The sequence below is a fragment of the Enterobacteriaceae endosymbiont of Neohaemonia nigricornis genome, assembly GCF_012571795.1.
Taxonomy (GTDB): domain Bacteria; phylum Pseudomonadota; class Gammaproteobacteria; order Enterobacterales; family Enterobacteriaceae.
In genome coordinates, this window is the sequence record NZ_CP046222.1 from 201,600 (window position 1) to 224,430 (window position 22,831).

Sequence of the window (22,831 nt, forward strand, 5' to 3'; positions counted from 1 at the left end):
TTATATTGATATTTTTTGAATATTTAATTGCTTCAAAAATAGTATGAAAAATTAATATATTTTAAAAAAGAAGTATAATATTTATTATTTATATAATTTTGATAAATTAATTTATAAAAATTATATAAATAATAAGCTAATCTTAGGAATTTATTAAATATAAAACAGGGATGGAGGGATTTGAACCCTCAACTACCGGTTTTGGAGACCGATGCTCTACCAATTTGAACTACATCCCTTTAAAAAAATTTAATTATATCATATTATAAAATTATTATATATATTTTTCATAAATATTAAAAAAAGATTTTTATATATAAATAAATAATTTTTTAATTGACATTTATATTTAAATAAGTTCAACATAATAATATTATTTAATTTTTTTTCAATATTATAAAAATAAAATGATAATAAGTAATATGAATAAATATGCATTCATCAGTGTAGTTGATACATCAGGTATTTTAGATTTTGTCAAAACATTAATACAATACAAATTTAATATTATTGCTACACATAAGACTTACTTATTTTTAAAATCTAACGGATATTTAGTTACTAGTTTATCTGATTATTTTGATAGTGAAGAAATAATACAAGATATAAATATTTTAAATTTTAAATTATATAAAAGTATTACGAGTAGTAGAAGTAAACAAGATATAAAGTATTTAAATAAACAAAATATAAATTTAATTGATTTAGTTATAGTTAATTTTAATGATTTATCTAATTTATCAAATGATACAAACAATATAGAAAAGACACTAAATCATATAGATACTATTACTCCTTATATAGTCCAAACTGCATCAAAAAATTATAAAAATATAGCTGTTTTAGTAGATCATATAGATTATGAATTTATTATTAATGAATTACATTCTAAAAGTGTCATATCATTAAATACTAAAATACAATTAGCTAACAAAGCATTATATTATATTTATTTATATAATAAAAAAATATTTAATTTTTTTAATAATAAATCTCATAATTTATTATTTAAAAATATGCATTCAAATATAGAATGTAAACAATATAATTTTGTTCTTCCAAAACATAAAAAAAATATTAAATATGAATCTCATGATTATTATCAAAAACAATTTTGTAATAATGTGAAAGAATATTTACATATTAATAAATTAATGCAAATACAAGGCAAGGAATTAACATATGATGATTTTATTAATGTTAAAGTAATAATTAAATACCTTAAAACTTTTTTAATGCCTACATGTATTATTTTTAATAAATCTAATTTATGTTCTGTATCTTCAAATAAATTTTTAGCTCAATCATATATTAATGCTTATTGTGCACATAATATTATAGATAATAATCCAATTACTATTGGATTAAACAAAATTTTAGATGTTAATACAATAGAACATATTATACAACACACAAATATAAAATTATTAGTTGTACCTGAAATATCAAATAATGCTAAAATATTTTTAGCAAAAAAAGCAAAAATTATTGTAATATTATACGATACAAATAAATATAATAAAAAAAGTAATATAAATCTTATTAATGAAGAACATTTAATTAATAAATCTCATGATACTACTTTTATAAAAAAAAATATGAATATCGTAAGTAAAAGAAAACCTTTACAATATGAAATAGATGATATGTTATTTAGTTGGAAAATTATTAGATTTATGCAATCTAATTCTATTATTTGTTGTAAAAATAATATTACATTAGGTATCAGTCATGGTAAAATTAATATTATGGATTCTATCCAATTAGCTATTATAACGGCTCAAAATAATGGTTTTAATATTGTTAATTCGATTATAGCGTCTGAAGCTTTTGTTTCTTCTAAAAATTATATTGATTATATTGCAAAACTTGGTATTAAATGTCTTATACAGCCAGGAGGATCTATTTACGATAAAGAAATTATACAAACAATTGATCATTATAATATGTCAATGATATTTACAAATATACGCTATATATAAGAAGTAATATACATTATAATAAATTAGTATATTTAAAATTATACAAATATTATAGGATAAATAATATGACAGATTGGGTTGTAGGTACAGTACAAAAAACAATATATTGGTCAAAAGAATTATTTAGTATAATTGTAAAAGCTGAAGTAGATTATTTTATCCCAGGACAATTTGCTAAATTATCTTTAGATATTAATAATAAAAATATACAAAGAGCTTATTCATATATTAATGCACCAAGCAATAAAAATAATGAATTTTATATTAAAAATATTGTTAAAGGGAAATTAACTTCATATTTATTAAATTTAAAATATAATGATAAGATTATGATATCTAAAAAAGCTTTAGGTACATTTACTATTAAAAATATACATTCTTGTGATTATTTATGGATGTTTGCTACAGGTACAGGTATAGGACCATATTTATCAATATTACAAGATGGTAACGATTTACATAAATTTACTAAAATTATTTTAGTATATTCAATAAGACTAATAGAACACTATAATTATATAAACTTAATTAAATCTTTAAAAAAAAAATATAATGATAAATTAATTATACAAATCGTTTTAACAAAATATACAAATAATATGGATAAAAATATTTTATATGGACGAATTACAACTTTATTATTAAATAAAATTTTAGAACATAAAATTGGTATTAGTATAAGTAAGAATACAACACATGTTATGTTATGTGGTAATCCTAATATGATTAAAGAAACACAAAATATTTTACAAACACAATATAACCTTACTAAAAATTATATAGATTTAAAAGGTCATATTACAACTGAACAATATTGGTAATATTATTTAGGAATATAAATATATGCGTAAAATTATAATTATAGGCAATTGGAAATTAAATGGTAATTATTTGTTTTTAAAAAATTATTTAAAACAAATACAAAAAGTACTAAATAATCAAACATTATATTCATGTCAAATTTCTATAGCATTTCCTTATGTATATTTAAATACAGCTGCTAAATATTTATCTAATACACCAATTACTATAACAGCACAAAATGTTGATATACATCTTGAAGGATCTTATACTGGCGAAATTTCAGTAAATATGTTAAAAGATATTGGTGTTAAATATATTATTATTGGTCATTCAGAAAGAAGACAATTTCATCTGGAAGATAATATTTTAATAGCACATAAATTTTATTTAGTTAAATCTCATGGGTTAATACCTATTTTATGCATAGGAGATAATAAAAAAGAAAAAGATTTAAATCAAACTATTGATGTTTGTATTAAACAAATTAATTTTGTTATTAAACAATATGGTATAGATATACTATATAAAAGTATTATTGCGTATGAACCTATTTGGGCTATTGGTTCTGGTGTACCTGCAGATGCTAATTTTGTACAATATATACACACATCTATTCGTCAATATATTATGTCTATAAATAATAAAGTAGCTAAAAGTATTATATTACAATATGGTGGTTCAGTTAATTCTTCTAATATCATTAATTTTAATAATAAAAATAATATAGATGGTTTTTTAATTGGACAAGCATCTTTAAATGTTAAAGATTTTATATCTATAATTCAAAAGATAGAACAAAATATATCATAATTTTTCTAATGGTCTTAGCATAGGAAACAAAATTACATCTCTTATAGATTTGCTATTAGTAAATAACATTATTAATCTATCAATTCCTATTCCTAAACCAGCTGTAGGAGGTAATCCATATTCTAAAGCTTCTATATATTCATGATCTATAGTACTATTGTTTGTATTTTTATTTGCTGTATTTGTTATTTTTTGTTTTTCAAATCTTGTTTTTTGTTCTTTAGGATCATTTAATTCAGAAAAACCATTAGCAATTTCCATGCCACAAACAAAGAATTCGAATCTATCTACTACATCAGAATTTATATTATTTTTACGTGCTAATGGTGATATCTCAACAGGATATTCTGTAATAAATGTTGGATAAATTAATTTATGAATAATTTTTGTTTCAAAAATTGCAACAATAATTTCACCTATACTCCATTGTTTGTTAATTATTACATTTAATTTTTTAGCTATTTTTTGTATTTGATTTAAATTATTTAATTTACTTAATTTAATATCAGGATAATAAAATATTATTGATTCTCTCATAGTTAATATTTGGAATGGTTTATTTAAATCAAATTTATAATTATCATAAGTTAATATATAGTTATTAAAAATATGAAAATTTATTTTTTGTAACAATTGTATTAAAAATAATATTAATTCTTTATAATCTGAATATGCAATATATAATTCCATCATAGTAAATTCTGGATTATGTTGGGTAGAAATACCTTCATTACGAAAATTTTTATTAATTTCAAATACTTTATGAAAACCACCAATAATTAATCTTTTTAAATATAATTCTGGAGCTATTCTTAAATACATGTCTATATTATATGTATTATGATGAGTGATAAAAGGTCTTGCATTAGCCCCGCCTGGAATATTTTGCATCATAGGAGTTTCTACTTCTATAAAATCCATTTTATTCATAAAAAAACGTATATAAGCAATAATTTTAGATCTAGTTTCAAAAATTTTTTTTGATTTTATATTAATAATTAGATCTAAATATCTTTTACGGTATTTGATTTCTTGATTATGTAAACCATAATATTTATCAGGTAAAGGTCTTAATGATTTCGTTAATAGGAAAAATTCTTGACAAGAAATAGATAAGGTACCTATTTTAGTTTTAAAAACTGTGCCTACTACACCTATAATATCACCTAAATCTATTTGATTAATAAATTCAGAATATTTAATATTTTTTATATTATTTTTAGAAATATAAATTTGTATTGTTCCATAATGATCTTGCATTTGTATAAATGTAGCTTTACCCATAATACGCAAATTAATAATACGTCCTGCTATATAAAATATTTTTTTTATCTGTAATAACAATTGTACAGAAATATTATGATAAGATTCATATAACTTATGTGTTGTTATATTAATTTTAAAATTATTTGGATAAATATTATTATTATAATGTTTAATATTTTTTAATTTATTAATACGATATTTCATTATATCATCATATATAGATGTATATTCTTTTATTTTGTGAGACATATATAAAATAACCTATATTTTATAAACCTAATTTTAAACTTGCTTTTATAAATTGATCTAAATGACCATTTAAGACATCGTGTATATTATGTGTTTCTATACCTGTTCTTACATCTTTTATGCGTGTATCATCTAATGTATATGAACGTATTTGATTTCCCCAACTAATATTTGATTTAGTATTTTCAATTTCTTGTTTTTCTTTTTGTTTTTTTAAATATTCTAATTTAGATAATTTTATTTGTATTTGTTTAATAGCTTGTTGTTTATTTTTATGTTGTGATCTATTATTTTGACATTGTGTTACAAGACCTGTAGGAATATGAGTAATACGTACAGCAGATTCAGTACGATTAACATGTTGTCCACCAGCTCCAGAAGCTCTATAAACATCAATTTTTAAATCTTGTGTTCTAAGAAGTATATTAGAATTTATTTTTACATCAGGATATATAAAAGTCGAAACGAATGAAGTATGTCTTCTACCTGCAGAATTAAACGGACTTTTTCTTACTAAACGATGTATACCACTTTCTGTTCTTAACCATCCAAAAGCATAAATTCCTTGAATGTGAATAGTAGCTGATTTAATGCCTGTTATTTCACCAAAAGATTTTGTAATAATAGATGTTTTAAAATTTTTACGTTCTGCCCATTTTATATACATTTTCATAATCATTTGTGCCCAGTCTTGTGATTCTATACCTCCTGACCCAGCTTGTATATCTATAAAACAATTGTTTTTATCATGAGTTTTAACAAAAAGATTATTTAATTCTAAAACATCTATTTGTTTATTTAATCTATTTAATATTTGTAATGCTTCTGATATAATAACATTATCATTAGTTTGTATAGCAATATTAATTAATTCATTAATATCATATAATTCTTTATTAATTTTATCTAAAGAACAAATTATGTTTTCTATATCAGTTTTTTGTTTATTTAATTTATATATTTGAATAAAATTTTTCCAATTTTTTGGATTAATTAACTCTGATTTAATATATAATAATTTTTTTTTATAATGATAATAATTAAAGAAACCCCCTAACAAAATTATTACGTTTTTGAATTTCTTTAAAATATTTTTGTATAAAAGATATTTCAAACATAATAATACCTTTTTTTATTAATTACTAAATAATAATATACAATTAGTAAATTAAATTATGAAATAATTTTTTTTCATATAAAAAATAAATAATTTTGATAAGTTAATATTTTAAATAAATCTTGCTTATTATTAATTAAGATTGGATATGTATTTTATACTAATTATTTTTTTATGGCCCTTGTTGGATTTGAACCAACGACCTAACGATTATGAGTCGTTTGCTCTAACCAACTGAGCTAAAGGGCCAATAATATTTAAATATAAATAAAAAACATGATTATTTCAATATAATTTTATATTTTATTTTAAAAAAATTACATTATTAAATATAAATCATGTTTATTTCTTAAAACATGTAAAATAACTAAATGTTTTTTTTTACATGTACCTAATATTTTTTTTATATCTTGAATATTTTTAATTTTATTATTATTAATTTCTATTATAATATCTTTTACACGTAGTCCTGCATTTACAGCTAAGCAATTAGAACTTATTTTAACAACTTTAACACCAATAACTTTACTGTTTTTTTTATAAGAATAAAAATTAGTTAAATTAATTCCTTCTAATCCATATAAATTTATTTGGTTGCTGATATTTTCAGAATTTTGTAATGTAAGTGTTATATTTTTAATTAATAATCCTTTTCTTAAAATATTTAATTTTATTTTACTGCCAGGTGAATATGAACTTACTTTTGCTCTTAATAACATAAAATTATTAATTTTTTTACCATTAAATGCTACAATAACATCACCAGCTTTTAATTTTGTATTTTTATTCCATACTTCTTTAACAAAAATACCTACAGTATTCTTATTAATTTTTAATATATTATTTAAATTTTGATTAAGATCTATACCAGAAAAACCTAAAAACCCATGTCTAACATAACCAAATTTATTAATTTGTTTAAATAATTTTATAATAGTATTACTAGGAATAGCAAAACCAATACCTATACTTCCTCCAGAGGGAGGTGTTACTATTGCAGTATTAATTCCAATTAAATTACCTTGTAAATTAACTAATGCACCACCAGAACTACCATGATTAATTGCCGCATCTGTTTGAATAAAATCTTCAAAATGATTTGTGTTATTTCCAGAACGATTTAATGCAGATATAATACCTGTAGTAACTGTATTATTTAAACCAAATGGATTTCCTATTGCTATAGTATAATCTCCTACTTTTAATTGGTCGGAATTAGCAATTTTAATACTTTTTAATTGTTTTGCATTTTTAATTTGAAGTACGGCAACATCAGATGCTTCATCCTGACCTATTAACTTAGCAGGATAAATTTCCCCATTATATAATTCTACTGTAATTGAATTAGCATTTTCAATTACATGATTATTAGTAATAATTAGTCCTTTTTTAGCATTAATAATAACACCTGAACCAATAGCATGAAATTTTTCTGATAAAATATTTTCATTATTGACACATAATGGTGTTTCTTTAAATTTAGAACCTACATCACAAAAATGTTGTTCGATACTTATTTTTTGTATTTTTTCAGGTATAACAAAATTTTTAGTCACAATACTACCATCTATATTAATATTAACTACAGATGGTATAACTTTACTTAAAATAGTTGCCAAAGTTAAATTTGGCATATGATTAACTGTATATATACTTCTATTATTAGTTATTAATGATGTTTGTTTAGCTTGTATATTATACATAGGAAGCATAATAATCATTATAAATAAATATAAAAATATTTTTATTTTTTTCATGAAATTATCTCATTATAAATTTTAATAGTATATGCTTATAATGTCATATTCTTATTTATGTTATTTTCTAATATCTTATATATTAAATCAAGTAATATATTATTAAAATTATAATATTTAATTTATTTCCTAAAATGATATGTATTTTATATAATAAAAATTATTAATTTAAAATCATTATAATATGTTAAATAAATTAAAAACAAATGCTTCTAAAATAGCATTAGAATATATAAAAAAAAATCAAAATATTATTGGCATAGGTTCTGGTACTACTATAATTAATTTTATTAATATGTTAGGACATATAAAAAAAAACATTAAAGGAATTGTTGCAGCTTCAGAATTATCTATTAAATTTTTAAAAAAATATAATTTTAATATATATGAAATAAATCATATTAATGATATTAATATTTATTTTGATAGTGCAGATGAAATAAATAATAATATGCAAATGATTAAAGGTGGTGGTGGAGCATTAACTAATGAGAAAATTATTGCAAATTTTGCTAAAATATTTATATGTATAGTAGACCAATCTAAAATTGTAAATTATTTAGGTGCTAAACATCCATTACCTATAGAAATTATACCTCAAGCACAAGCATATATTACTAGAATAATACAAAAATTAGGTGCAAAAGTAAAATATAGATCAAATTTTATTACAGAACATGGTAATATTATATTAGATATATATAATTTACAGATATTGGATCCAATAAAAATAGAAAAATATATAAATAATATTCCTGGTGTAATTACAGTAGGATTATTTGCAAAAAGACCGGCAGATATTTTATTAATAGGAGAAAAAAATTTATCAGTTACTATAAAATATAATAATACATTTTATAATAATTATTTATATAAATATATATAATAAATTTATGTCTTTTATTATAATATCAATTTTATTTTACTAAACATAATAAAAACTATATGCAAATAAAATTTACTAAAATGCAAGCATTAAATAATGATTTTATTATTATTAATAATATTAATTATAACATTACTTTTACTAAAAATATTATACAAAATTTATCTAATAGATATACTGGAATAGGTTTTGATCAATTACTTATTTTAGATGTACCTAAAAAAAACAATATTGATTTTCATTATCGAATTTTTAATGCTAATGGCAATGAAGTAGAACAATGTGGTAATGGTGCACGTTGTTTAGCATTATACTTAAAAAAAAAAAAATTAATAAAAAAGAATACTATTTATATTAGTACAAATAATAGAATTTTAATTTTAAAAATTATGGATAATAATTTAATTTGTGTTAACATGGGTAAACCATTATTTTTACCAAAAGATATTCCTTTTATTACAGATACAATACAGGAAAATTATAGAATTTTATTTAAAAATAAATATATTTATTTTAATATTGTTTCTATAGGAAATCCTCATTGCGTTATTACTGTTAAAAATATATCTACTTTTCCAGTAAACTTAATAGGATCATTTATAGAAAATCATATTGTTTTTCCTAAAAAAATTAATGTTAATTTTATGGAAATTATAAATAATAAACATATTAAATTACGTGTTTTTGAAAGAGATATAGGAGAAACTAATGCTTGTGGATCAGGTGCTTGTGCGACAGTTGCTGTAGGTATAAAAAAAAATATTTTATCTAATAAAGTTAGAGTTACATTATTAGGTGGCGATTTAAATATTAATTGGAATGGTAAAAATAACAATTTATTTATGTTTGGTACAGCACATCATGTTTATGATGGTGTTATTAACATATAATATTAATTTATAGAATAATTAATATTAATTAATTTGTGAATATAAATAATTTATATTATGAATTTATTAAAAGATCTAAACAATAAACAATGTGAAGTTGTATCTGCATATAGACAAAATTTATTAATTTTAGCTGGAGCTGGTAGTGGTAAAACATTAGTTTTAATTAGACGTATAGCATGGTTAATTAATAAAATGAAATGCTCTTCAAGCTCTATTTTAGCTGTTACTTTTACAAATAAAGCAGCAAAAGAATTAAAAGAACGAATTAAAAATATAATCCATTGTAAAAAAGATTATAATAACATTTGGATAGGAACATTTCACAGTTTTGCATATTATATATTAAGAATTCATTATGTAGAAGCAAAATTACCAAAACATTTTCAAATTATTAATAATGATGATCAAAAAAAAATAATAAAACATATTTTACAAAATAATAATTTTAATGAAAAAATTTATAATATTGATAACATTATTAAATATATTAATTTTGTAAAAAATTCTTATCAATTTAATAATTATAAACAAAATAATAATATCATATATAAAAATTTACATATTATTTTTAATAAATATCAAAAATTATGTAAACAAACAGGAATATTAGATTTTAACGAATTAATTATTCAGTTATATGAATTATTTTTAAATAATCCATCTATTTTAGATATTTATCAACAAAAATATAAAAATATTTTTATTGATGAATTTCAAGATACTAATGATATTCAATATAATTTTATTAATTTATTATATAACAAAGAAATTAATACTTGTATAACAGTAGTAGGAGATGATGATCAATCTATCTATAGTTGGCGTGGTGCTAAAGTTGAAAATATTAACAGATTTTTGAAAGATTTTTATCAAGCAAAAATTATTTTATTAGAACAAAATTACAGATCTACTAATAATATTTTAAATGCTGCTAATAAATTAATTTCATATAATATTAATAGAGTAAAAAAAACATTATGGACTAATTCTAACAATGGTCACTTAATTACTATTTACTTAGCTTATAATGAATTTGATGAAGCAGAATATATTGCAAGATATATTCAAAAATATATTATTAATAATAATCTTTCATTAAGTGATTGCGCAATTCTTTATAGGAATAATACTCAATCACGTATTATAGAAGAAAAAATGCTGCAGTTTAATATACCATATTATATTTATGGTGGTATACGTTTTTTTGAGAGACAAGAAATTAAACATGTATTATCATATTTAAAATTAATTTCTAATTATAATAATGATATTGCTTTTGAACGTATTTATAATATTCCTAAAAGAGGTATAGGTAAAAATACTTTTCAAATTATTAAAACCATAGCAAATAAACTTAATATTTCTTTATGGGAATCTAGTATTTTAATAATAAAAAAAAAAAATATTAATACTTCATCATTAAATGCATTAATTAAATTTATAAAATTAATACAAACATTAAAACAAAATACATTAAATGATACTTTACCTAATATTATTAAAAAAACTATAGTATTAACAGGTTTACAAGAAATGTATAGTAAAAATTCTTGTAAGATTATGAATGACAAAGATAATTCTATATTAAATAATTTACAAGAATTAATAAATTCTTCAAAACATTTTATGTATAATTTGTCAAAGAAAAATAATAATATTTCTATAAATAAACAAAATATTTTAGTAGAATTTCTTTCTCAAAGTATTCTACAAGTAGAAAATATAGATATAAATAATAAACATATTACAAATAATAAAAATTATATACAATTAATGACTATACATGCCTCTAAAGGATTAGAATTTAATCAGGTTTTTATAATTGGAATGGAAGAAGGTATTTTCCCTAATAAAATATCTATATATAAAGAAAAAAATATATACGAAGAACGACGTTTAGCATATGTAGGTATGACTAGAGCAAAAAAAAAACTTATTTTAACGTATACAAAAAATAGATATATATATGGCAAAGAAATTAATACAATTCCATCTAGATTTATTAATGAGTTACCAATATGTTGTGTAAAAAATATTAGTTATTTAAACTTTCAGCCAAATTATACACCAAAAAAAATAAAATTAAAAAATAGTATAGATTACTATGTAGGACAAAAAGTTAATCATAATATTTTCGGTAAAGGTATAATTTTAAAAATTGAAATTTTAAAAAAAGATTTCAAATTAAAAATTAAATTTGATAAAATAGGTATTAAGTGGATTATGTCAAATTATATAAATAATAATATATAATTAAAATATAGCAAACATATTTTATATATATTTTATATAAAAAATAATATACAATGAGAATTATAGTATGTTTTATGCTTTTAAATTAAAAAATAATCATTTAATACGTCTAGAATTAGATAAGAATTCAAATGATATTATAGAAGCTATTTGGATTGATCTAATTAAACCTGTTAAAGAAGAAAGAAAAAAATTATATTATTTATTGGGACAAAATTTAGCTACTAGGCCAGAATTAGAAGATATAGAAGCTTCTGCACGATTTTTTGAAAATGAAGATGGATTACACATACACTCATTTTTTTTTTATGAAGATATTGAAGATCGCGCAGGCAATGCTACTGTTGCTTTTACGATTAAAAATAATAGATTATATACTTTAAGAGAAAGAGAATTATCTGCTTTTAGATTATATAGAATGCGTTTTAAACATCAAATATTAAAAGATAATAATCCTTATGAAATATTATTAGATTTATTTGAAACTAAAATTGAACAATTAGCTGATGAAATTGAAAATGTATATAGTGATTTAGAATCTTTAAGTATTATTATTATGAAAGGACATCAAGATGATAAATTTGATAATGCATTATCAAATTTATCAGAATTAGAAGATATAGGTTGGAAAGTCAGATTGTGTTTAATGGATACACAAAGAGCACTAAATTTTTTAATAAGAAAAACCAAATTACCTAATAATCAAATGGAACAAGCAAGAGAAATTTTACGTGATATCGATTCATTATTACCTCATAATGAATCTTTATTTCAAAAAGTAAATTTTTTAATGCAAGCTGCTATGGGATTTATTAATATAGAACAAAATAGAATTATTAAGATATTTTCATTAGTATCTGTAATTTTCTTACCTCCTACATTAGTTGCTTCTAATTATGGCATGAACTTTAAGATTTTACCTGAATTAAAATGGCATTATGGATATTTATACGCATTAATATTAATGTTTATATCAGCATTAGCTCCTTATTTTTATTTTAAGAAAAAAAAATGGTTATAAATAAATATTTATAAAAATTAATATAATAATTATGTATACATTAAAAACAACAAGGCAAAAAATTTTACACTTAACCTTGTTGTTTTAATTAATTAAAAATTTTATATATTATTATTTTTTTTTTTAACTTTTAACCATCCTAAATATAATAATAACATTATTAATGGTATTAAACTTATTGAATAAGTACCACTAGGATAATTACAAGCAATTGTTATTAATATACATATAAGAAATATTACTGTTAACCATGAAGTAAATGGTGTTCCAGGCATTTTATAACGAACTTCTGGAATAATACCTTGATTAATAGCTTTTCTTAGTTTTATTTGGCAAAATAAAATAAATAACCATGAAAAAATAACACCTAATGAAGCAGTATTTAAAATAATAGAAAATATATTATTTGTTAATAGATAACTAATATAAATACCAATTAAATAAATACTAACAGTTGTTATAATACTAACATATGGGATATTATATTTGTTCATTTTAGTAAAAATTTTTGGTGCAACATTGCCTATAGCCATTGTTCGTAAAATACGTCCTATAGAATACAGGCCAGAATTAAGACTAGATAATGCAGCACTGATAATTACAATATTCATTATTGAACTAATATGTGGTATTCTAATTTTTTGTAAAACAGTAATAAAAGGACTAATAAATCCCTTATATTGTTCTAATGGTAATAATAAAATTAATAATGTAATAGAACCTATATAAAATAACATAATTCTCCAAATTACACCATTAATAACTTTTGGCAAAATTTTATGAGGATTTTTGCATTCACCAGCAGCAACTCCAACCAATTCAATAGAAGCAAAAGAAAAAATAACACCTTGAGTTAATAATATAGTTTGCCATAAACCATATGGTAAAATTATATATTCTCCATGATTATTTAAAAAATTTTGTTGAATATTTATTGGAATATTAGTTATATTATAATCAAAAATATAGTAACTAAATAAAACAGTAACACCTATGATAATAAATATTATTATAGTAAAAACTTTTATAAAAGATAACCAAAATTCAATTTCTGCAAAATATTTTACACCTATAACATTAATAATACATACTATGCATAATGTCAATAATGCAAAAACTAATTTTGATATATGTTGAAAACATTGCCATTTATGCATATATAATGATATAGCCATTAAGTCTACAATACCAGTCATTATCCAATTAATAAAATACATCCAACCAGATAAATATTCAGCATACTTGCCTAAAAATTCTCTTGAATATGAGATAAAACTACCACTAGATGGACGATAAGATATTAATTCCCCTAAAGCACGCATAATTAAGTAACAAAAAAAACCACATATGGCATATATTATAATTAATGAAGGTCCCATAATTTTTAATCTAATACTAGAGCCTAAAAATAAACCAGAACCTATAGCACCACCCATGGCTATCATTTGTATATGACGATTGCTGATAACTTTATTATATTCTTGTTGTGATTTTGATAATATTGGTTTGATAGTTTTATTATTAATATCCTTTTTATGTATATTCATATAACTCCCTAATTAATTTAATTTTAAGTAAAAAATATAGATAATATTATTTTTTTACATTAAAAAAAGTTATTAAAAAATATACATTAATCTGAATCAATTACTTATATATTTTTATTTATATAAATAATTATTTTATAAAACATAATATTTTTTATTATATATTTAAATAATTTCTATAATATACTAACTTTTTTTAGTAATGTAATCTATATAATTATGCATAAATTAAATTATTATAATAAATATATATTAATTTTATTTTTTATAATAAATAAATTACATCATAACATATGAATAATTTAAAAATAATTATGTATAATAAAAATTAAATATAGTTTTATAAATAAATATTAAACATTTATAATATTTATTTAAATATATATTTCAAATAAAAAGAACATAAAATGGATAAAGACAATTTATATAATAACCTTATTTTTACAAATCTTTTTTATTTAGAAAAATTGTATAAAAAATTTGTATTAGATAAAACATCTGTTAATAAATCATGGAGATCTTTTTTTCAAAAAAATTTTATGAAAAATAATTCATCCATTATTAATAAACAACATCATCATGATATAATGTATGTAATATTACAATGTATTAAAAATTTTAGAACCATAGGACATTATTATGCAAATAATAATCCATTAAATTTTAATAAAAATAAAATACATGATGTATTAAAAATAGAAAATTTGACATTAAATAATAATATTTTAAATAAAAAAATTTTTGTAAACACAAAATTAGGATTAAAAAGTATTGTTGAAATTTATGATATTTATAAAAATATATATTGTGAAAATTATGGTATAGAATATATAGGTTTACCTAATAATGAAAAAAAATGGCTACAAAAAAAAATAGAATTTACAAAAAAAGAATTTTCTTATCAGGAAAAAAAAACTTTTTTAGAAGAATTAATAGTTGCAGAATATTTTGAAAAATTTATAGGTAATAAATTCCCAGGAACCAAGAGATTTTCTTTAGAAGGATGTGATGTTTTAATACCCATTTTAAAAGAAATTATTCGTTATATAAGTCAAGAACAAGCAAAAAAAATAAACATCATATTAGGCATGGCACATAGAGGGCGATTAAATGTATTAGTAAATATTATGGGTAAAAAAATACAAACCATAATTGATGAATTTAATAATATAAATATTAATACACAACAAATGGATGATGTAAAATATCATCTGGGTTATTCTACAATTGCTCAAATTAATAATAAGCATATATATTTAAATTTAGTATGTAATCCTTCACATTTAGAATGTATTAATCCTGTTATTATGGGAATAGCTAGAGCACAATATGATAAAATATGTAATCATGAGATTATTTTACCTATTAATATTCATGGAGATGCTGCTATTACAGGGCAAGGTATTGTACAAGAAACATTAAATATGTCTCAAACTAATGGATATAATATTAATGGTACTATACATATTATTATTAATAATCAAATTGGTTTTACTAATTCTAATATTAAAGATCTTAGATCTAGTCATTATTGTACTGATATTGCAAAAATGATTAACGCTCCTATTTTCCATGTTAATGCAGATAATGTAGAAGATGTAATTTTTATACTTAGAATAGCTATAGATTATAGAAATAAATATCATAAAGATGTCTTTATTGATTTAATTTCTTATCGTAGATATGGACATAGTGAAATTGATGATCCAGACATAACACAACCAATAATGTATAATTTTATTAAAAAACATTCTACAATACAAAAAATATATCAAAATAAACTATTATTAGAAAAAATTGTTAATAAAAAATTTATAGAAAACATATATGATAAATGTAAAAAAATATTTGAAAAAAAATGTATAAGCACTAATCATACTCTCAATGTTATTAAAGATCATAACACACATGATAAAAAATCTTTTATTCAAAAACCTATTCAAATACTAAAAAAATTACTTTATACTATTAGCACTATTCCTAATAATTTTCATATACATAAAAGAGTAAAAAAAATTTATTTAGATAGAATAGCAATGAGTCAAGAAAAAATACCTTTAGATTGGGGCACAGCAGAAAATTTAGCATATGCTAATATATTATTTCAAGGAATATCTTGCCGTCTATCTGGAGAAGATATAACAAGAGGAACTTTCGCTCATAGACATACAGTATTATATGATCAAACTACTGGTATTCCTTATATACCTTTAAAATATATAAATAAAAAACAAGGAATATTTAATATTTATAATTCTGTTTTATCTGAAGAATCAGTTTTAGGATTTGAATATGGATATTCTATCCAAAATAATAATAGTTTAAATATTTGGGAAGCACAATTTGGAGATTTTGCAAATGGTGCACAAATTATTATAGATCAGTTTATTAGTTCAGGTGAAAAAAAATGGGGATATCAATCTAATTTAATAATATTATTACCACATGGATATGAAGGTCAAGGGCCTGAACATTCATCCGCAAGAATTGAAAGATATTTACAACTATGTGCAGAAAATAATATGAAAATTTGTGTACCAACTCTTGCTGGACAAATGTATTATTTATTATGTCAACAAGTATTACAAGTAAAAAAAAAACCACTAATAATTATGACACCAAAATCACTTTTACGCAATAATTTAACATTTACACCTTTAAAAAATTTAACTAATTTACATTTTTTTAAAATAATAGATGAAATACAAAATATAGATATTAATAATATTAAACGAATTATTTTTTGTATGGGCAAAATATATTATGATTTATTAGAATATAGAAATATTGTAAAAAATAATTGTACTGTATTAATTAGAATTGAACAATTATATCCATTTCCATTAGAAATGATAAAACAAATTATTAATAAATATACAAATAATAAAATAATATTTTGGTGTCAAGAAGAACCAAAAAATCAAGGAGCTTGGATGTATATTCAATATATTTTTTTAAATAAATTAAAAAAAATAATTTATTATATTGGTCGCGAAGAATCATCATCAACTGCAACAGGATATATAAATATCCATAAAAAACAACAACAAAATATATTATTTAAAGCTTTTAATATATAAATAAATATTATTTAATATTAAAAAAAAAAGGATAACATATTCATGAATGATACCAATATTATTGTACCTGAATTACCAGAATCTATTAGTAATGCAGTTATTATTCAATGGTGTAAAAAACAAGGAGATTCAATAAAAACCGATGATATTTTAGTTGAATTAGAAACAGATAAAGTTGTTTTAGAAATACCAGCTACCATAAATGGTATTTTAAAAACAATATTAGTAAAACAAGGAGAAACAGTAAAATCACAACAAATTATTGGAATATTAGAAGAAATAGCATTAAATGATATTAAATATGATATCAATAAAATTACTGACAAACAAACAAAAAATAATATTACTAATAATCATTATTTAAGTCCTTCTTTAAGACGTAAAAATAATTACGATATATTAAATAATAATCAAGAAAAACATAATGAAAAAATAAACATAAAAAATTCTACAACATATAATATAACAAGAGTACCAATGTCTCCAATTAGACAAAAAATTACTCAACAATTAATGTTATCTAAAAATAATACTGTTATGTTAACTACCTTTAATGAAGTTAATATGCAAAAAATAAATAAAATTAGAAACAAATATAACGTTTTAATACAAGAAAAATACAATTTTAAATTAGGTTTTATGTCGTTTTATATTAAAGCTGTAACTCAATCATTACAAATATATCCACAAATTAATGCATATATAGATAATAATGATATTATTTATAATAATTTTTATCATATTAATATAGCTATTGCTACTAAAAGAGGTTTATTAACACCTATTATTAAAGATACTGATAAAATACCATTATTAGATATTGAAAAAAAAATTAAGGAACTTGTTTTAAAAAGTAATACTAATCAATTATCTATAGATGACTTAAATAGTGGTACATTCACTATAACTAATGGTGGAGTCTTTGGATCATTAATGTCTACACCTATTATTAATCCACCTCAAAGTGCTATATTAGGAATTCATGCAATTAAAGATAGACCTATAGTCATTAAAGAAAAAATTTGCATTATGCCTATGACATATTTAGCATTATCTTATGATCATAGACTAATTGATGGGAAAGAAGCAATTGGTTTCTTAAATAATATAAAATCTTTACTAGAAGAACCATTATATTTGTTAATGCAAATTTAAATAAAATATTAATTGCACATATTATATAATAATAAATATTATTTTAATAATAAAATAATAAATTTAGTTATATTATTCATAATATAATATATTATGATTTTTAAAATTAAAATTACAAAACTAGGTATTAATAATGTTAAATGTTGTTTGTTTATCAAGACTACAATTTGCATTAACAGCAATGTATCATTTTATTTTTGTGCCTTTAACATTAGGAATGTCTTTTATATTAGCTATTATGGAAACATTATATGTTTTATCTGGTAAAGTAATATATAAAGATATGACTAAATTTTGGAGTAAATTATTTGGTATAAATTTTGCATTAGGAGTCGCTACTGGTTTAACTATGGAATTCCAATTTGGAACAAATTGGTCTTATTATTCACACTATGTAGGTGATATATTTGGGGCACCATTAGCTATAGAAGGGTTAATGGCGTTTTTTTTAGAATCTACGTTTGTAGGTTTATTTTTTTTAGGTTGGGAACGATTAAGTAAAATTAAACATTTAATCGTAACGTGGTTGGTAGCTATAGGTTCTAATTTATCTGCGTTATGGATTTTAATAGCAAATGGCTGGATGCAAAATCCAATTGCTGCACATTTTAATTATCATACCATGAGAATGGAAATGGATAATTTATGGCATTTAATATTTAATCCAGTTGCACAAGTAAAATTTGTACATACAATATCTGCTGGATATACTACTGCTGCTATTTTTGTTATTGGTATTAGTACATATTATTTATCACAAAAAAGAGATATAATTTTTGCTAAAAAATCTATAATTATTGCATCTAGTTTTGGATTAGCTTCTATTATTTCTGTTATTGTTTTAGGAGATGAATCTGGTTATCAAATAGGTGATATTCAAAAAATAAAATTGGCTGCAATTGAAGCAGAATGGACAACACAAAAACCACCTGCATCATTTACAATATTTAGTATTCCTAATCAAAAAACTCAAACTAATAAATATTCTATATCTATTCCATATGTATTGGGAATATTAGCAACTAGATCAATAAATACACCTATATTAGGGATCAAAGATTTAATTACAAATTATGAATTAAGAATTCAAAATGGCTTAAAAGCTTTAATAGCTTTAGAAAAAATAAAAAGTGGTAACACTAATCCTAATTATATAAAAACGTTAAATATGTATAAAAATGATTTAGGATATGGTTTTTTAATTAAACAATATAATTATCATGATTTAAATAAAATAAATTATAAAGATATTAGACAAATTGCAAAAGATTCCATTCCATTAATTACACCATTATTTTTTGCTTTTCGTATTATGGTTTTAATTAGTATAATTTTATTAGTTACAATTATATTAGTATTTTTTTATAGTATAAGAAATACTATTGATAAAAAAAACTATTTATTAAAATTTTGTACTTATATTATACCATTACCATGGATAGCTTCTGAATCAGGATGGTTTGTTGCAGAATATGGTAGACAACCCTGGGCTATTGGTGAAATCTTACCTACATTTATAGCTGCATCTTCAATTAATATAATAGAAATATTATTTTCAATAATTATTCTTATGATAATTTATACAATATTATTTATAATAGAATTATATTTTATATATAAAATTGCTTATATAGGACCAAGTATTTTAAAAACTGGAAGATATTTTTTTGAAAAAAAAAATATACAATAATATTTAAAAATAGAAATAAAATAGGTTAATTGAAATATGTTTAATTATGATTTTTTACGTCTAACTTGGTATATTTTAATAATCATTTTGATTACAGGTTTTATTATTACTGATGGATTAGATATGGGAGTAGGAATTTTATTATTTATTATAGGAAGACACAAATCTGAAAGAAAAATAATTATTAATACTATTGCACCGCATTGGGATGGTAATCAAGTTTGGTTAATTACTACAGCAGGTGCTATATTTGCAGCATGGCCAAATGTTTATGCTACTTTATTTTCTAGTTTTTATATAATTATATTTATATTATTATTTGCTTTATTTTTAAGACCAATAGGTTTTGAATATCGATCTAAATTATCTAATATATTATGGGAAAAAATATGTGATATATTTATTTCAATAGGTAGTTTAATACCACCTATTTCTTTAGGAATTATTTTAGGATGTATTTTACAAGGTATACCTTATTATTTTGATAGATATTATCATATTTACTCAAATTATGATGTGTTAACATTATTTAGTTCTTTTAATATAATTATTATTATAACTTTGACTTTACTTATGCTTAATCAAGCATCAAATTATTTACAAATTAGAATTAATAATAAAAATATTAATAATAAATTAAGTATTATTATACCTATAATATCTATATTATTATTATTTTTTTCAATAATATCTTTTATTAATATTATATTTTATATAAAAGGATATAAACTTAATAATATTATAAGTATTTATACAATGCATAAACTACCTATGTTAATTTCTGATATTATATATGGTTATGGTATGTGGATAAATAATTTTTTATATTACCCACAATTATTCATTATACCTATATTAGGTATATTAAGTATTATATGTACTATATTATTTTCTATATATAATAAAGATATTTGTGCATTTATTTGTTCTATCTTTTATACAATTAGTGCTATATCTACTATAGCTATGACAACATTTCCTTTTATTATACCTAATAGTAATTATATAAATCATACTCTTACAGCATGGAATGCAACATCTAGTCAATTAACATTAAATATAATGTTATATACAGCACTAATTTTTGTGCCAATTATTGTATTATATACATTTTGGTGTTATAAACAAATGTTTTATAAAATAACAATAGAACAAATAAATAAAAATCCTAATAATTTTTATTAAAAAAATCATAGGAGTATAAATTAATATGTGGTATTTTACATGGGTTATTGGAATGTTATTTGCATGTAGTTTTACTATAATTATATCTTTAGTAAAAGAATATAATAGTATTACATAATTTATATTAAATAAAAATAATATTTAATTTTTATTAAAAAATAAAAAAATATTATATAATAAATAATATATTATCATAATTAGTATTATTATATAAAATTTTATGTTGGTTATACATAAAATTCAATAATTAATAACTAAATACTAACTTTTAATAAACAAATTAACGATTATTTATGAATATCATAGATATGTTATGGAAATCTGTACTAATTATAAAATTAATATTATTAATATTAATAATAATGTTTATTATTTCATTATTTATTATTATACAAAAATATTTATTAATAAATAAAACATTATATCTATTAACAAATTTTAAAAAAAAAATTTGGTCTGGTAATGATATATCTAATATATATAAAGAAATACAATTAAAAAAGGATGATATATTTGGTATTGAAAAAATTTTTTATAAAGGTTTTAAAAAATTTATATACACTTATAATTATATAACAAATATTCCTGAAATTATTATAAAAGATACAAAAACAGCAATTAATTTGTGTATAAAAAAAGAATTTTTGTTACTAAATTCCTATATGATATATTTAAATATTATTTATCTTATAAGTCAATATATTATATCACTTGGCAATGTTTATATTTTATTTTATATAATAAAATTTCTTATAAATTTAAAATTTAAAATATTATTATATAATTTATTACCTAATTTAATTACCATAATAGTAATGATTATTATGAGTTTAATTGTTAAAATTATTACTTTAATAAATTATAAAATTATTAATCAATATATTGAACATATAATATTAAAATATAATAATTTTACACAAGAAATATTATCTATTTTTTATAAAAAAATTTTTTTAAAAAAAACATTTATAAATTATAATAAGTAAAATTATAATTTATTTTATTTTATTATTAAAATAAATAAAAATATTTTAATAAATTAATTTAATCATATAAAATTTGTAATTTTAACATTATAATGTGTTTTATTACATAAATAATATGTTTTGTTTTCTAAAAAATATAAATTATTATAA

17 protein-coding genes and 2 tRNA genes are annotated in these 22,831 nt (G+C 20.0%); 13 read left to right on the top strand and 6 right to left on the bottom strand.

What is annotated here, in order from left to right; genetic code table 11:
* Window positions 1-165: 165 nt before the first annotated feature.
* Window positions 166-239: transfer RNA gene (locus GJT85_RS00955), tRNA-Trp, on the bottom strand.
* 183 nt (window positions 240-422) lie between these two features.
* Here GJT85_RS00955 and GJT85_RS00960 point away from each other — a divergent pair.
* The 3 genes from GJT85_RS00960 (at window position 423) to tpiA (ending at window position 3,596) form a co-directional block, all read left to right on the top strand.
* Window positions 423-1,982, top strand: coding sequence for a hypothetical protein (locus GJT85_RS00960; RefSeq protein WP_208754361.1), 1,560 nt, complete (start codon window positions 423-425; stop codon window positions 1,980-1,982).
* A 65-nt stretch (window positions 1,983-2,047) separates the two neighbouring features.
* Window positions 2,048-2,803, top strand: a complete 756-nt coding sequence (locus GJT85_RS00965; RefSeq protein ID WP_208754362.1) for an FAD-binding oxidoreductase — start codon at window positions 2,048-2,050, stop codon at window positions 2,801-2,803.
* A 22-nt stretch (window positions 2,804-2,825) separates the two neighbouring features.
* On the top strand, window positions 2,826-3,596 hold the full coding sequence (gene tpiA, locus GJT85_RS00970; RefSeq protein ID WP_208754363.1) for a triose-phosphate isomerase: 771 nt from the start codon (window positions 2,826-2,828) through the stop codon (window positions 3,594-3,596).
* Here the strand turns inward: tpiA and lysS are convergent.
* From lysS to GJT85_RS00990, 4 genes are all read right to left on the bottom strand, one after another.
* Complete coding sequence (lysS, locus tag GJT85_RS00975; protein ID WP_208754364.1) at window positions 3,591-5,111, bottom strand: lysine--tRNA ligase; 1,521 nt, start codon at window positions 5,109-5,111, stop codon at window positions 3,591-3,593. The two genes, tpiA and lysS, sit on opposite strands and share 6 nt — an antisense overlap.
* Before the next feature lie 19 nt (window positions 5,112-5,130).
* Window positions 5,131-6,225, bottom strand: coding sequence for a peptide chain release factor 2 (gene prfB / locus GJT85_RS00980; protein ID WP_211080553.1), 1,095 nt, complete (start codon window positions 6,223-6,225; stop codon window positions 5,131-5,133).
* 178 nt (window positions 6,226-6,403) lie between these two features.
* A tRNA-Ile gene (locus GJT85_RS00985) sits at window positions 6,404-6,477 on the bottom strand.
* A 68-nt stretch (window positions 6,478-6,545) separates the two neighbouring features.
* Complete coding sequence (locus GJT85_RS00990) at window positions 6,546-7,985, bottom strand: trypsin-like peptidase domain-containing protein (RefSeq protein WP_208754366.1); 1,440 nt, start codon at window positions 7,983-7,985, stop codon at window positions 6,546-6,548.
* A gap of 184 nt (window positions 7,986-8,169) precedes the next feature.
* On the opposite strand from GJT85_RS00990, the gene rpiA reads away from it, so the two are divergent.
* From rpiA to corA, 4 genes are all read left to right on the top strand, one after another.
* On the top strand, window positions 8,170-8,871 hold the full coding sequence (gene rpiA, locus GJT85_RS00995; protein WP_208754367.1) for a ribose-5-phosphate isomerase RpiA: 702 nt from the start codon (window positions 8,170-8,172) through the stop codon (window positions 8,869-8,871).
* 59 nt (window positions 8,872-8,930) lie between these two features.
* Window positions 8,931-9,761 (top strand): diaminopimelate epimerase, encoded by an 831-nt coding sequence (gene dapF / locus GJT85_RS01000; RefSeq protein ID WP_208754368.1) that lies wholly within the window; start codon window positions 8,931-8,933, stop codon window positions 9,759-9,761.
* Window positions 9,762-9,818: 57 nt separating this feature from the next.
* Window positions 9,819-12,017, top strand: coding sequence for a UvrD-helicase domain-containing protein (locus tag GJT85_RS01005; RefSeq protein ID WP_211080554.1), 2,199 nt, complete (start codon window positions 9,819-9,821; stop codon window positions 12,015-12,017).
* A gap of 67 nt (window positions 12,018-12,084) precedes the next feature.
* On the top strand, window positions 12,085-13,038 hold the full coding sequence (corA, locus tag GJT85_RS01010; RefSeq protein ID WP_208754369.1) for a magnesium/cobalt transporter CorA: 954 nt from the start codon (window positions 12,085-12,087) through the stop codon (window positions 13,036-13,038).
* 101 nt (window positions 13,039-13,139) lie between these two features.
* Here corA and GJT85_RS01015 read toward each other — a convergent pair whose 3' ends face one another.
* The gene (locus GJT85_RS01015; RefSeq protein ID WP_208754370.1) at window positions 13,140-14,585 is read right to left on the bottom strand and encodes an amino acid permease; all 1,446 of its coding nucleotides are present in this window, start codon (window positions 14,583-14,585) and stop codon (window positions 13,140-13,142) included.
* 407 nt (window positions 14,586-14,992) lie between these two features.
* Here GJT85_RS01015 and GJT85_RS01020 point away from each other — a divergent pair, with 407 nt between their 5' ends.
* The 6 genes from GJT85_RS01020 to GJT85_RS01045 all read left to right on the top strand — a co-directional run bounded on the left by GJT85_RS01020 (window position 14,993) and on the right by GJT85_RS01045 (window position 22,681).
* Window positions 14,993-17,665, top strand: coding sequence for a 2-oxoglutarate dehydrogenase E1 component (locus GJT85_RS01020; protein ID WP_208754371.1), 2,673 nt, complete (start codon window positions 14,993-14,995; stop codon window positions 17,663-17,665).
* 42 nt (window positions 17,666-17,707) lie between these two features.
* Complete coding sequence (locus tag GJT85_RS01025; RefSeq protein ID WP_208754372.1) at window positions 17,708-18,820, top strand: 2-oxo acid dehydrogenase subunit E2; 1,113 nt, start codon at window positions 17,708-17,710, stop codon at window positions 18,818-18,820.
* A gap of 133 nt (window positions 18,821-18,953) precedes the next feature.
* On the top strand, window positions 18,954-20,510 hold the full coding sequence (locus tag GJT85_RS01030; RefSeq protein WP_208754373.1) for a cytochrome ubiquinol oxidase subunit I: 1,557 nt from the start codon (window positions 18,954-18,956) through the stop codon (window positions 20,508-20,510).
* A gap of 36 nt (window positions 20,511-20,546) precedes the next feature.
* Complete coding sequence (cydB, locus tag GJT85_RS01035; protein WP_208754374.1) at window positions 20,547-21,695, top strand: cytochrome d ubiquinol oxidase subunit II; 1,149 nt, start codon at window positions 20,547-20,549, stop codon at window positions 21,693-21,695.
* 25 nt (window positions 21,696-21,720) lie between these two features.
* A complete protein-coding gene (gene cydX / locus GJT85_RS01040) occupies window positions 21,721-21,813 on the top strand; it encodes a cytochrome bd-I oxidase subunit CydX (RefSeq protein WP_208754375.1) in 93 nt (30 codons plus the stop codon).
* Window positions 21,814-21,988: 175 nt separating this feature from the next.
* On the top strand, window positions 21,989-22,681 hold the full coding sequence (locus GJT85_RS01045; RefSeq protein ID WP_208754376.1) for a MotA/TolQ/ExbB proton channel family protein: 693 nt from the start codon (window positions 21,989-21,991) through the stop codon (window positions 22,679-22,681).
* The last annotated feature ends 150 nt before the right edge of the window (window positions 22,682-22,831 follow it).